Annotated in this window: 19 protein-coding genes; 1 reads left to right on the top strand and 18 read right to left on the bottom strand. The window is 50.6% G+C overall.

Annotated elements, in window-relative coordinates:
- Positions 1 to 14 precede the first annotated feature (14 nt).
- Positions 15 to 287, top strand: coding sequence for a DUF1922 domain-containing protein (locus ACZ44I_RS06595; protein ID WP_464551465.1), 273 nt, complete (start codon positions 15 to 17; stop codon positions 285 to 287).
- Between the two features lie 9 nt (positions 288 to 296).
- Here ACZ44I_RS06595 and ACZ44I_RS06590 read toward each other — a convergent pair whose 3' ends face one another.
- From ACZ44I_RS06590 to ACZ44I_RS06505, 18 genes are read right to left on the bottom strand one after another with little or no spacing between them, the layout of a single operon-like run.
- Positions 297 to 1064: a formylmethanofuran dehydrogenase subunit C gene (locus ACZ44I_RS06590; RefSeq protein ID WP_464551467.1), complete on the bottom strand. Its 768-nt coding sequence runs from the start codon at positions 1062 to 1064 to the stop codon at positions 297 to 299.
- On the bottom strand, positions 1061 to 2761 hold the full coding sequence (locus ACZ44I_RS06585) for a formylmethanofuran dehydrogenase subunit A (RefSeq protein ID WP_464551469.1): 1701 nt from the start codon (positions 2759 to 2761) through the stop codon (positions 1061 to 1063). The genes ACZ44I_RS06590 and ACZ44I_RS06585 overlap by 4 nt, the downstream gene beginning before the upstream one ends.
- Complete coding sequence (locus ACZ44I_RS06580; protein ID WP_464551470.1) at positions 2754 to 4046, bottom strand: formylmethanofuran dehydrogenase subunit B; 1293 nt, start codon at positions 4044 to 4046, stop codon at positions 2754 to 2756. Before ACZ44I_RS06580 ends, ACZ44I_RS06585 begins: the two co-directional genes overlap by 8 nt.
- Positions 4036 to 4425: a molybdopterin dinucleotide binding domain-containing protein gene (locus ACZ44I_RS06575; RefSeq protein WP_464551471.1), complete on the bottom strand. Its 390-nt coding sequence runs from the start codon at positions 4423 to 4425 to the stop codon at positions 4036 to 4038. The genes ACZ44I_RS06580 and ACZ44I_RS06575 overlap by 11 nt, the downstream gene beginning before the upstream one ends.
- The gene (locus ACZ44I_RS06570) at positions 4422 to 5024 is read right to left on the bottom strand and encodes a 4Fe-4S binding protein (protein ID WP_464551472.1); all 603 of its coding nucleotides are present in this window, start codon (positions 5022 to 5024) and stop codon (positions 4422 to 4424) included. Before ACZ44I_RS06570 ends, ACZ44I_RS06575 begins: the two co-directional genes overlap by 4 nt.
- A 5-nt stretch (positions 5025 to 5029) precedes the next feature.
- Complete coding sequence (locus ACZ44I_RS06565; RefSeq protein ID WP_464551473.1) at positions 5030 to 6115, bottom strand: hydrogenase large subunit; 1086 nt, start codon at positions 6113 to 6115, stop codon at positions 5030 to 5032.
- Positions 6112 to 6567, bottom strand: coding sequence for an NADH-quinone oxidoreductase subunit B family protein (locus ACZ44I_RS06560; RefSeq protein WP_464551474.1), 456 nt, complete (start codon positions 6565 to 6567; stop codon positions 6112 to 6114). Before ACZ44I_RS06560 ends, ACZ44I_RS06565 begins: the two co-directional genes overlap by 4 nt.
- Positions 6564 to 6944 (bottom strand): EhaM family protein, encoded by a 381-nt coding sequence (locus ACZ44I_RS06555; RefSeq protein ID WP_464551475.1) that lies wholly within the window; start codon positions 6942 to 6944, stop codon positions 6564 to 6566. Before ACZ44I_RS06555 ends, ACZ44I_RS06560 begins: the two co-directional genes overlap by 4 nt.
- On the bottom strand, positions 6941 to 7189 hold the full coding sequence (locus ACZ44I_RS06550) for a hypothetical protein (protein ID WP_464551477.1): 249 nt from the start codon (positions 7187 to 7189) through the stop codon (positions 6941 to 6943). Before ACZ44I_RS06550 ends, ACZ44I_RS06555 begins: the two co-directional genes overlap by 4 nt.
- Positions 7186 to 8028: a respiratory chain complex I subunit 1 family protein gene (locus ACZ44I_RS06545; RefSeq protein ID WP_464551479.1), complete on the bottom strand. Its 843-nt coding sequence runs from the start codon at positions 8026 to 8028 to the stop codon at positions 7186 to 7188. Before ACZ44I_RS06545 ends, ACZ44I_RS06550 begins: the two co-directional genes overlap by 4 nt.
- A gap of 5 nt (positions 8029 to 8033) precedes the next feature.
- Complete coding sequence (locus ACZ44I_RS06540) at positions 8034 to 8237, bottom strand: hypothetical protein (RefSeq protein ID WP_464551481.1); 204 nt, start codon at positions 8235 to 8237, stop codon at positions 8034 to 8036.
- 2 nt (positions 8238 to 8239) lie between these two features.
- On the bottom strand, positions 8240 to 8896 hold the full coding sequence (locus tag ACZ44I_RS06535; RefSeq protein ID WP_464551483.1) for a hypothetical protein: 657 nt from the start codon (positions 8894 to 8896) through the stop codon (positions 8240 to 8242).
- The gene (locus ACZ44I_RS06530; RefSeq protein WP_464551485.1) at positions 8889 to 9491 is read right to left on the bottom strand and encodes an EhaG family protein; all 603 of its coding nucleotides are present in this window, start codon (positions 9489 to 9491) and stop codon (positions 8889 to 8891) included. Before ACZ44I_RS06530 ends, ACZ44I_RS06535 begins: the two co-directional genes overlap by 8 nt.
- Positions 9488 to 9943, bottom strand: coding sequence for an EhaF family protein (locus ACZ44I_RS06525; RefSeq protein ID WP_464551487.1), 456 nt, complete (start codon positions 9941 to 9943; stop codon positions 9488 to 9490). Before ACZ44I_RS06525 ends, ACZ44I_RS06530 begins: the two co-directional genes overlap by 4 nt.
- Positions 9940 to 10179, bottom strand: coding sequence for an EhaE family protein (locus ACZ44I_RS06520; RefSeq protein ID WP_464551489.1), 240 nt, complete (start codon positions 10177 to 10179; stop codon positions 9940 to 9942). Before ACZ44I_RS06520 ends, ACZ44I_RS06525 begins: the two co-directional genes overlap by 4 nt.
- Positions 10176 to 10409 carry an EhaD family protein gene (locus tag ACZ44I_RS06515; RefSeq protein WP_300333050.1) on the bottom strand — a complete coding sequence of 78 codons (234 nt, stop codon included), beginning with the start codon at positions 10407 to 10409 and terminating at the stop codon, positions 10176 to 10178. Before ACZ44I_RS06515 ends, ACZ44I_RS06520 begins: the two co-directional genes overlap by 4 nt.
- A complete protein-coding gene (locus tag ACZ44I_RS06510; RefSeq protein ID WP_464551491.1) occupies positions 10406 to 10654 on the bottom strand; it encodes an EhaC family protein in 249 nt (82 codons plus the stop codon). The genes ACZ44I_RS06515 and ACZ44I_RS06510 overlap by 4 nt, the downstream gene beginning before the upstream one ends.
- On the bottom strand, positions 10642 to 11127 hold the full coding sequence (locus tag ACZ44I_RS06505) for a hypothetical protein (RefSeq protein ID WP_464551493.1): 486 nt from the start codon (positions 11125 to 11127) through the stop codon (positions 10642 to 10644). The genes ACZ44I_RS06510 and ACZ44I_RS06505 overlap by 13 nt, the downstream gene beginning before the upstream one ends.
- Positions 11128 to 11199: the final 72 nt, after the last annotated feature.

Genomic DNA, 11199 nt, shown 5'->3' with positions numbered 1-11199 from the left:
ACTTTCGGGTACCTATGTACATCATAATCCGGTGTCCGGGGTGCCGGTCATTTACCTATATGGATCATCTTCAGAGATGGAAACTCTGCCCGGTCTGTGGGGAGATCATCAGTTCACAGAAGGCGCCGGTCTATATTGAGGTGCAGACCTATGCTGAGGCCGATCAGATCGTCTCCCAGCTCGAGGAATACCTCAGAAAGACACAACGGGGTGACCTCACAGATGATGAGATCGCACGTCTTCGCGCCACTTATGCACGGTGGGTGAAGGCGCACATCCCGGTGTAATCATTTTTATCACTGAAGATAGGTGAAGCGGGCAGTATAGAGATCTCCATTTCCGCGGTTTGCCACATCTCCTCTGAAATGGTGAAACAGAAGCCCGTCATGATTGATTGTTCCCCTCTTTTCAAAGGTAGGGATCATCTCTGACGCAGATCCATACACATAACAGGTCCCACCTGACATATTCGCACAGACGCGGCTTGTGTCCCCGAGGATTATGACTGTTCCGCCCTTCATCTCAGCACATGCAAAATCTCCGGTACTGCCATGGATCAACACCTCACCGCCGGCAATATGCTCGCATGCAAAATCGCCGACCGATCCGAGTACTTCAACCGATCCCCCACGCATACCACGGCGTCCCCCACGATATCCGCTTGCACAATAATCTCCTGCATCCTTATGGCAGATGATCTCACCGCCTTTCATCTCACGTCCGAGCCATCCGTCTGCCGAGCCAAGTATCTCGATTCTGCCCCCGGACATAAAATTCCCGCAATGCATCCCGATATCGCCTTCAACGGTGATTGTCCCTCCGGTCATGTATTCACCTACACGTTTGACGAGTGATGCATCTCCGCGTATCAGAATCCCGATCTCATCAACTGACGATGCTGTCCCCTCAATACCAACATCTGCAAGCTCATTGAGATGCACAGTCCTGTTTCCTTCACCAACACAAATCTCCCTCTCATTGAAGAATGCATCCGGGGTGATCATCTCGGCTTCGATTGGAATGAAAGGATTCCTGCGGTTTCTGAAGGTGATGGTGACATTCATAGGTCGGTCTCCGTTTCAATGCAGTGGTTTCTATGGAGGTATTCTTCTTGTACAGGATAATTACTCATCCTGATACTGTAGTATCGCTCAAAGAGTTCCTGAAATTTCGGGTCATGCTGCAGATCATAGGCGGCAGAAACCTTCGGCTTCACCCAGAATGTGGTATTTTCACCATCTATTATCGCATCTCCCCGTCGGGAAACGACGCGTCCCCGTTTAATGGTATACTCGGTCTGCGAAAAGCCTTTTATCACCTGCTCATATTCAGCAGAGGGGTCAATTTCATCGATCCTGATTGGATAGATGGCAATATCAGCCTCTGCCCCTGGGAATAGATGGCCTTTGCCGAGATCGGTGATTCCTAGCGCCCGTGCCTGCCCTGCTCTGGTCATCACTGCAATATCGTACCAGTTTAGCTCCCGTTCAATAGCCGGGAGAGGAACACGTTTTTCTGTATCCTGATGGATTGTTGCAAATTCAGCATCACGATACCTCTTACTCATCAGGAGGGCAATGATCTCAGGATACTTGACAAAGGGAGCACCGTTTGGATTGTCTGTTGTCAGGAGGCATTGCCAGGGATTTTTCACAAGAAGGGCAAGTTCTAGTCCGATCGCCCACATGATGCTGTTAACCAGATTCTTCCTCCGGTAATTGACAGGGATGATACCGGATCCTGTTTCAAGCTCGACATCGTGGTTGCTCCATTTATCGTGGTGGAGCCGGTAGAGATTGAACTCCATCGGTCCGTCAGCTGTCATCGTCGTTGTCCTGCCAAACATCACCTGTCCCATATCAATGACGATCTGTGGCCGGAAGTTCACCACATTTGCAACCGGCTCGCTCTTTGAGCAGAAATCTCCCCACCCGCTGCCGCCATAGGAATGGAACTGGACGTGGGTTGCATAGAGTGACTGGCGTTTATCATTTACATCAGGAACATGCCCGAAGGTCCCAATAGTACAGGTGAAATTCCCGGGTGTTCCGAGGTTGTTGCAGTGGAGGTGAACCGAATGGGGGAGATGAAGCAGTTCATTTGCCTTGATTGCACCTTTGATGATCTCAGCAGGGGTGAGATCAAAGGTTGGAATCGTCTCATTGATACAGGAGACGTTCTTCCCAAAGCCCCAGGCTTCTGTTCCGCCGGGATTAGTCAGTTTGATGGCAAACCCTTTCACGGCAGTGAGTGTCCATGCAATGATCGCTGCTGCACGTTTGATATCTCCGTCTTCAAGCGCCCCGAGCATCCCCCAGTTCCCGTCAAAGAGGGTATTAGCAAACGAGTCCTGGAGCGGAGTGAACTTGAACTCCTCATGGGTATGGCGGGCTTCAAGCGGCGCCATCGCACCCTCAACGAGTGTGGTGTATCCAAGTGCACTGTAACGGTAGCTGTTTCCATACGTTGTTGGGACACTATAGCCGGAGGTGATATGCATGTGGCCTTTCTTTGAGGTTCGACCGGCACGCATATCTTCAGGGCTCATATACCTGCCAAAGTTCACTTTTGTCCCTGATGTATGTGTATGGGAGTCGATTCCTCCCGGGAGGGTGAGGAGTCCGGCAACATCGATCACCTCGGCTTTTTTGGATGCTTCTTCGACGATCCTGCTCCCGGAGATGGCGATATCCATCACTTCCCCGTTGATGCCGGATATCGGATCGATAACATAGGCATTCTTCAGCAGTATCTCAGCCATGTGATCTCATCTCCCGAATACGTGTGACGATCCGCTCAAGAATCTCCTGATCGGTTGGAAACTCGGTTTCAAGTACTTTCTTCATCCTGATCGGAACTCCATCCATCCGGTATGCGGTTCCGGCAGCTTCGATCCCGGTAATTGCAACGGGTATCTGCACCTGACAGAGAGCTGTTGTTGCATTGACACAAGGATCAATCTGCACCGTTGGTATCGATGCCATATGTTCAATCGTGGATTTTGGGAAATGTGCACCGGGATCACTTGCAACAACCAGGCAGGCATCCGGCTCCTTCCTCTCAAGGAGATCGATGACGGTTGTCTCGCCGGGATTATAGAAGGCGATACCCCGCGAGAAATCAACTGCAAACGGGTATCCCGACATCCAGGTGAGAACTTCATTGAATCCATAGACATTGAAGTGGCCACGCATTGCACTGATAGTAAATTTCGTCTTCCTGTTGAGCTCTGATACGAGTTCGATTGCATTTCTGACATTCTTGTATTTGCCACGGCTCATTGTGACTCCGAGTCCAAAGAATACGGCGCCAAATTTTGCTTTCATCATCAGATCAGCGACACGCTGGAGCTGGACTTTTTTCACACCCGCAACAGAATCTGGTACAACATCGCTTTTTCCTCGTACCATTGCACGGAGTGCCGAGAGAACAAGATAATCGCCACCAGGTTTCACCTGGATGAATTCATCTGCAATCTTTGCCCCCTCGGATCTCCTGATATCAACAACAATGACTTTTCTGTCGGTGGCTGTGTTATCGATGAAGTATCCGTCGGCATAGGTTGTGTACCTGCTCATGTGCCTCGGATGTGCTTCAATCGGATTGCATCCCCAGTAGACAACGAGATCGGCACGGTTCTTCACCTGCCCGAGGGTACAGCCGGGGTGTCCCACCTCCTGGATTGCCAGAATGGATGGATTATGGCAGACTGACGTTGTACTGTCGATGAGTGCCCCTATCTCTTCTGCAAGGTGGACGCCAACAACCTGTGCCTCTCCAACCGTTCCACTCCATCCATACAGGAGTGGACGAATTGCATCTGAGAGGATGCGGGCTGTCTCATCAATCGCCTCTTCATAGGTTACTTCAACCCATTTCCCATCTTTTCTCATGATTGGGTGTTGTAGCCTGCTTTTTGAGAGGAACTTGGCATTCCCAAGAGTACAGCAGTTTTCAACGCCAGTAATCCTGTTATCCTCCAAACGGACACTGACATCGTCACAGAGACACCCACAGAATGGGCAGGGGACATCCTTAATGTCCATACCGAAGCCCTCCAATTATCTCCATCAGATCCCAAACAGTTGGCACAGGATCGTCTGTTGGCTCAATCCCAACGATAATATCCTTGTAGTCGGGCATCCCGGTTGCATGGGTATGGCCCCCTGTGATCGCATTGGCATATGGACCGAGTGCGATATAGACACAGCCTGTCTGTATATCCTCACTTGTTTCTGTGGTAAGAACAACAGAACCATAATCGCTCGTCACACAAACCCGATCCCCGGATTCCAGTCCAAGCTCCATGAGATCGAGTGGGTGAATATATATCATTGAGGTTGCCTTCTGGTATCCTTTTGAGAGCTTATGTTCGACAAATGAACCCTGGGGGACCGTCCTTCCGGATGAGAGTATATATCTCATTCTCCCACTCCCTGGAGCGCTTCAACAACACGGGCAACACGGATGGCCCCGTTTGAACAACTCTCTTCACAGGTCTTGCATCCTGTGCATTTCTCTTCATGGAGCACCTTGTTCTGGCCGGTATCTACCCGCATGATCACCTCATCTGAGGTGAATGTTCCGCTGGAACGGAGTGACGGATCAATCTCCCTGTTCACCGGGCAGGCAACCGAACAGTTCCCACATCCCATGCATTTAGACTGGTCAATCTCAATATGAAATGTGCCCTTAAGTGTGAGCTCTTCTTCTTTTTTGTATGCCAGTATTCTTCCGCTTGAAAGGACATCTTCAGGACACGCCTCGATACAGAGTCCGCACCTGATACAGTGTCCTTTTGTGATCTCTGGCTGCCAGATCCCTTCCCGCTTTACAACGGTTATTGCTTCAGGGGCAGGACAGATCATCATGCAGGCAAGGCAGTGGGTACACTCCTTATCTGTTAACTCCGGAAAATCCCGGAAGTGCGGAGGAGTCACAAGGGGAGCGGTTTTCGCTGTGAAGAATGTAGTAATCCAGTGGGGCCGCAGAAATTCCCTGATATAGTAGATGATCGAGAACACGGGACTTACCTCTCTGTACAGGCGATGCAGGGATCTGAGCTGATGAAGATTGATGTTATATCAGCTGCCGACTGCGCATCTATGAGCATTTCATGGGCACAGACCTGCATATTCGGAATAGATGGTGTCTGGATAGCTATCTCAATAATCCTGCCATAATCGTCTGTTGTGAGTTCATAGAGGAGCTCCCCCCGTGGGGCCTCGCCCCGGTACTTGATCGACCCAGCCTTAATCGTACCTCCTCCACGGATCTGCCCTTCTTTCATGGCGGCAAGTGCTGACCGGATGAGGCCTGTACTCTGAAAAACCTCTTCAAACCTGAGCATGATACGGGCATAGTTATCCCCTTCCTGCCTGATGATGGGAGAGAAACCAAGTGCCCTGTATGTTGGGTGAGTTGATCGCTGATCGTTGTCGATTCCGCTCGCCCTCGCAGTAGGGCCGACAGCATGCGATTCTATAGCTGCTTCCCTGGTGAGGATACCGATCCCTTTTGAACGAAGGGCGATGAGTGGCCCTGTCTCAAATATCTTCACGAACCGTGACAGTTCGGCATCTATGTGATCGAGCGCGGATTTGAGTTTTTCTGCATCATCCGTGGATAGATCAGAGCGGACCCCTCCCGGTACAATATATGCGCAGGTAACCCGTGCCCCCGTGATCATTTCAAGCTGATCCATCACCGTCTCACGGAGGTTTAAGAGGTACATCGCCAGAGTTTCGTGCTCAATGGTATAGCAGTACGAGTAATTTGCAAGGAGATGGCTCTGCATCCGGTCGAGTTCGTTTACAATCACTCTCAGGAATGCAGCACGTTCGGTTGGGACAATGCCACTGATATTCTCCACGGCTTCAATGAAGACAAAGTTATGAACGACCGAACAGATCCCACAGACACGTTCTGCAAGGAACATCACCTCCTGCCAGGGCCTTCCCCGCATGATCCGCTCGATCCCTTTCTTCACATAGCCCAGTTCAACCTCGGCTGAAAGGACATATTCGCCCCGTGTTTCGCATTTTATACGGCATGGTTCCTTAAAGCAGGGATGCATCGGGCCAACCGGGAGGGATATGTCAACTGTCTTTTTCATTTCTTCGTCTCCTCGTAATCTTTGAAGATTATTGGTGCCAGCGAGAGGATGGTACTGATGATCTCTGTCGGGCGGGGGGGACAACCAGGGATCTCAGCTGCGATCGGGATATGTTTTGATACCGGCGGATCAACAAGGGTCTCCGGCCGGTTGAAGACGCATCCTGATATCGGGCAATTTCCGATGGCGACTGCGACTTTTGGATGAGGGATCTTCTCCCAGAGCGGCTTGAGCTTGTCTTCCCACTGCGGACTGAATGCTCCGGTGATCAGGAGGACATCGGCTTCACGTGGGTTGTTGTGCACATAGATCCCGTACTGTTCGATATCATAGCGCGGAGAGAGGCATGCAAGAATCTCGATATCACAGCCATTACAGGATCCGACATTGATATAGGAAACATGGATTGAGCGTGATCGCACGGCATTTTTGAGACTTTGAAGCAGACTCATGATCGGATCAACTCCAGTATCTCCATCTGTGCCTCTGAAAGAGCAACCTCCAGAGTGATGCCATTCTGTATCCTCTGAAGGTACTGTTCCCTGACCAGAGACCCCTCTTCCTTTGACAACAGATGAAAAGCCTGGGTGAGGAGGGGGATGCCAAGCAGCCTCTCAGTCTCGTCCCCTGTTTCTCGTGCCGCATCACAGCGTGCAGGAAGATTTTCAAGAAACATCATATCGGAGCGCTCAATGAGTATCTTTCTGAGTTGCTGGCGTTTTATACCAAGTGTTGCGGCAAGCTCCATCACGACTGCATCATGTCGTCTGCTCTCGAGGATGGTGAGTTTCATCTGCCTGAGATCCTTTTCATAGAGGTACGTGTTCATAGAATCCCCCCGGCAACCAGAACTCCATATACTGCAAAAAACAGTATGGCTGACCAGATTAAGATCATCTCAACCTTCTTCAGCTGTTTTTCATCAGAGATGAAGAGTGTGGATCCAATTCCAAGAAGAATGAGGATTCCAATGATAGCAGCAACAAGTACTGCACCTGTGGCTACACCCTGTATCAGAAAAATACAGATATACAGGAGAAGACCCGCAAGAAGGCAGTTACGGATTAGGTTCATGCAAATACCCCCAGATAGATGATATAGATGGCAATGAGTCCGGTTGTGAGTGTCTGAACGGTAACGCTGTCATAGGGTGCAAGCATCGGGGTGGCTGCACAGACAAATGAGAGTGTTATCATCAGGATCAGGATTGCAAGCAGCGTGAGCGGAAGTCCGATCGGCCCGATGAAGACCATTACAAAGGTATAAAGGAGGACAAACGTCTTCAGCCCGAATGCCGCATTCATCAGCCCGCGCCATACACCGAAATGCTCTGTCCAGTACCCGCTGACGATCTCTTTTGCCTCAACAATCGAGAAGGGGCCATAGTGGATCTTTGAGAGGATTACCATATAAAGAGCGATTGCTGCCGGGAATGCCACAAACAGAAGCGGCCCGTTGACTGCCTGGTATGCCTCGATATCACGGAGCATAAGTGATCCCGTGATGAGATAAATGAGTGCGACACTTGAGAGGAGGGGAAGTTCAGATGCGGCTGAGACAACTGATCGTATTGCTCCGAACTTTGCATAAGGTGATCCCGAGGCAAGACCGATTCCGTGTTCGACGATCTTATGGAGCACGTAGAGTGCAAACAGAAGGAGAAGGCTCTCCTGCGTGATCAGAAGCATCAAAGCTGCAGTCCAGATCGCAATTGAGATCCCTACCACAGCAACAAAAACACCCCGACTCGCTGTTTTTGGTATCCATGACTCCTTTCCAAGGAATTTTAGGGTATGAAGTATCTCCTGCCATATCGGCGGTCCCGGCCTCCCCTGTATCCGTGCGATCACTTTCCGGTGGATACCGTGGAGGAGGAGGCCGGCAAACATTGCAGCAATGATGTATTCGATCATAGGCTCTAGTACCCCATAAACGGAATATCCCCGTCAATTACTTCAGCCGAGAAGAGGAGCCCGACTGAGATCAAAAAGACCGGTGCCAGTACGATGCTTAGTACAGCACCAACAGGCACCGATACAATGCCCTGGTGCCCCGCTCCTGACAGTACTATAAGAAGGATGCCGGAGATGATGGCAATCAACTGGATATAGCGTTTCTTCATCTTTATACCACCAAGACTATCTCTGTTACCCGAAGGAAGAGCAGGAGTGAGCTGAAATGGATCATCAGGACAAAGGGAGCTCCCTGCGCCCTGATAATCTCTGCTTTACCGATATAGAGCGGTGCGATACCTTCTCCCATCACGCCGAGGATTAACAGCGCCTTTGCAAGAAGCGGAACTGCTCCCATTCCGGCAAGCGTCCAGATTGAGAGTGTTCCTGTGGTTGCCAGGATGATTGCGGCTGCGCCAAAGAGTGGAACCGTTGCGATCATTGCAACGATTCCATACTGGAATGCGGCATTTAAGACATGGCGGTTCCCGGCGGATGCGACAATTGCGATATTTGTGATCCCGACAAGAACCGCAAAGAGGGTGAAGTTGAAGATATCGCCTGTCAGCACTGCTCCCAGTGTTGCTAAACCACAGGCTATCGCCATGAACCGGGAGAACCGGGTGTCATCTTCCTTTATCTCCTTTTCATAGTACGCGTCACCGCCAAATATAATGTTCAACTGCCGCTCAGGGCGATCGAATGCCGAGATCAGGATGAAGATCAGGACAAATGCAGCAAGTGTAGTACTATATACACTGAAGTACGGGACAATATCTCCAAATGGGAGTGCAAAGAGTTCTGCACCTTCAATATTCAGATCAAACATCTGATTCACCCCTCATGGTGCCAATTAGGGAGAGTTTTGCAGTTACTTTGATGAGGATTGCACCACCTGCAATCATCACCGCCAGGAACCATTGTGAAGGGAAGATAAGCATGATGAAGAATGCAGCAATCCAAGCAACCCAGGCATACCCGCTCACCGTCTCAATTAGCTCGAACCGTTCCTGGTGCCCTTTGCAGACGAGATAGAAGATGATTCCAAGCCCCGCCACCGCTCCCCCGGAGAATCCGGAGAGGAAGATCCCATATATCACAAGGATTGAAGCAAGGATCGCCGGTGCACTCTGGAGCACCTCAATATCCAGTGCCCTTGCTGGCTGGTTCCCCCAAATCCCCTCTTTTAGAAGGTAAATCTCAGCAAGTGCCATCAGTTTTGAGATGGTGACCACAAGACCGGGGAGAATCAGCGCCTCTGCAAGGTCGGTTCCAACAAGCGCAATCAAAAAGAGCGCCATCACCGAGGCGAGATCGGTGAGGAGGAGCCTGTGCAGGTCATCGGTCTCTTTCATAAACGAGAAGAAGGCGATGATGATGCAGAGGGAGGCCGCAAACATCCCGGTATGAAATGTATCAATCATTCGTCCTCCCTCCGGCGGAAGAGATATGCGGCAACGGCAAACCCGACAAAGAGAATTGTGGTCTCTACGACGGTATCGAGGCCCCGTGTTGCATAGAGGATCTCATCAATGATCCCGCCGGGATGGGCGACGATGGATGTTCCCATATGCGGAGTTGCCCCGGCGAGTGCAAGGGAAAGCGGAGTAAGATACGCCGTGATGTATCCAAGATATGGTGAGTTCTCCGGGTATTCTGCTAAGATGGCTGTTGATTCAAAGGGGATGCCGCCCCGATCATAGGGATCAAGCGGACTGTCGCGGTCGATTGTCTTCGGATAGAGGCGGTCGCCCTGGTAATCAAGGGAAGGGATGCCTGCGATCCCGGCAAGCACAACGATGATCACCAATATGGCATAGACGCGGGAGAGATTCGTGAAGTTTGAAAGGATCCCGGATATTCTGCGGATGATCATTTTCTTCCCTCCTTCTTCTCGATGACACGTACAAAGAGAAATGTCGAGATGGCAGTGACAGCAATAAAGGTCAGGAGTGCCAGTGTCTCGTCAAATGAAAGCATCACGAGGAGGAGTCCAAAAGCCGGGAGCTCGAGGTTGATCAATCGGGTGATATAGTCTTTTGGAGATGGCCAGGCTGTGGCAACAGTTCCGAGGATGATGAGACCAAATCCGATAATAAATTCCGGACTCATCGGACTTCCCTCCCGAGGAGGAGGAGAACCAGAATTGTTGTTATTGGAATGACAAGGGAGATGACGATTGCAACATCAAGATAGCCCCGCATCACAATGAGCGGAATAACCCCCGCAGAGAGGAGTGAGAGGCCGATCAGCTTGTCAAAGGGATTCTTCCAGAGGGCAGTTGCAACAGCTCCAAGGAAGATCAGTCCCGCGAGGGCGAGTGTAATGATCTGCTCGATCATTCTCGCCTCCTCCGTGCAATTGCACTTGCTATTGCATTTGCTTCAAGGGTGGATCCAACAAAGTATGCAGCAGCGGCAACAAGGGTGAGCGGATGCGGAAGAATAAAGACGATTAAACCGGCGATCCCAAAGTTCATGACATTGACAAACGGGAGTTTGAGGAGTGTTTCCTTTTCAAGGACGGTCCGTACTGCCCCATAGAGAGCGATACTTATGCAGATTGCTTCAGCAATCAGGCTCTCCACCTCCAGAAATACCCAATCAACCTGCTGGCATGGATATGGGAGATCCCCTGTATTGTGAGTATGGCGAGCACCATTCCGGCAATGAAGTCCGATGCGAAAAATCCGATCTGCATAAATCCGGCGATGATAATCGTTGCTATCAGGGCTCCGCTTGTTCCGGCATACCCTTTATCATGGCAGATACGGTTTCCTGTATAGACGAGAACAGCGGCTGCGATTCCCCCTGGGATGCCTGCAACAAAGACACCACAGGCGGCAAGGAGGGTTCCTGCCGATGCATCAGGTGAGCAGACGATGTTGCCCATCATCCATCCGCCATGCCTATCTCCACCACGGCAGGAAATTGCCTCTCCGATTGCATCCGCACCACTAACACCTCCCTTCTGGGGAAGGCGCCAGAATATATCGAGCGATAGAAAGAGAATCCATGCGATGACGGCGGCAACCACTATTCTTCCGAACTCTTCAAGCATGGTGCATCAGAATTGAAACGATATATCGGCACCAAAATAGTAAAACCTTCTGATATTACCAATTGGATTTTC

It is taken from the genome of Methanocalculus pumilus (assembly GCF_055382585.1).
The sequence above is the reverse complement of the archived record's forward strand: the minus strand, read 5'-3'. Positions and strand labels throughout refer to the sequence as shown.

Bases quoted from the DNA above. Each gene is read 5' to 3' on its own strand.
- ACZ44I_RS06505 (WP_464551493.1), bottom strand. From the start codon at position 11,127: ATGCTTGAAGAGTTCGGAAGAATAGTGGTTGCCGCCGTCATCGCATGG.
- ACZ44I_RS06550 (WP_464551477.1), bottom strand. From the start codon at position 7,189: ATGAACCTAATCCGTAACTGCCTTCTTGCGGGTCTTCTCCTGTATATC.
- ACZ44I_RS06530 (WP_464551485.1), bottom strand. From the start codon at position 9,491: ATGATTGATACATTTCATACCGGGATGTTTGCGGCCTCCCTCTGCATC.
- ACZ44I_RS06520 (WP_464551489.1), bottom strand. From the start codon at position 10,179: ATGAGTCCGGAATTTATTATCGGATTTGGTCTCATCATCCTCGGAACT.
- ACZ44I_RS06565 (WP_464551473.1), bottom strand. From the start codon at position 6,115: ATGAAAAAGACAGTTGACATATCCCTCCCGGTTGGCCCGATGCATCCC.
- ACZ44I_RS06585 (WP_464551469.1), bottom strand. From the start codon at position 2,761: ATGGCTGAGATACTGCTGAAGAATGCCTATGTTATCGATCCGATATCC.
- ACZ44I_RS06540 (WP_464551481.1), bottom strand. From the start codon at position 8,237: ATGAAGAAACGCTATATCCAGTTGATTGCCATCATCTCCGGCATCCTT.
- ACZ44I_RS06595 (WP_464551465.1), top strand. From the start codon at position 15: ATGTACATCATAATCCGGTGTCCGGGGTGCCGGTCATTTACCTATATG.
- ACZ44I_RS06580 (WP_464551470.1), bottom strand. From the start codon at position 4,046: ATGGACATTAAGGATGTCCCCTGCCCATTCTGTGGGTGTCTCTGTGAC.
- ACZ44I_RS06515 (WP_300333050.1), bottom strand. From the start codon at position 10,409: ATGATCGAGCAGATCATTACACTCGCCCTCGCGGGACTGATCTTCCTT.
- ACZ44I_RS06555 (WP_464551475.1), bottom strand. From the start codon at position 6,944: ATGAACACGTACCTCTATGAAAAGGATCTCAGGCAGATGAAACTCACC.
- ACZ44I_RS06535 (WP_464551483.1), bottom strand. From the start codon at position 8,896: ATGTTTGATCTGAATATTGAAGGTGCAGAACTCTTTGCACTCCCATTT.
- ACZ44I_RS06590 (WP_464551467.1), bottom strand. From the start codon at position 1,064: ATGAATGTCACCATCACCTTCAGAAACCGCAGGAATCCTTTCATTCCA.
- ACZ44I_RS06560 (WP_464551474.1), bottom strand. From the start codon at position 6,567: ATGAGTCTGCTTCAAAGTCTCAAAAATGCCGTGCGATCACGCTCAATC.
- ACZ44I_RS06525 (WP_464551487.1), bottom strand. From the start codon at position 9,943: ATGATCATCCGCAGAATATCCGGGATCCTTTCAAACTTCACGAATCTC.
- ACZ44I_RS06545 (WP_464551479.1), bottom strand. From the start codon at position 8,028: ATGATCGAATACATCATTGCTGCAATGTTTGCCGGCCTCCTCCTCCAC.
- ACZ44I_RS06575 (WP_464551471.1), bottom strand. From the start codon at position 4,425: ATGAGATATATACTCTCATCCGGAAGGACGGTCCCCCAGGGTTCATTT.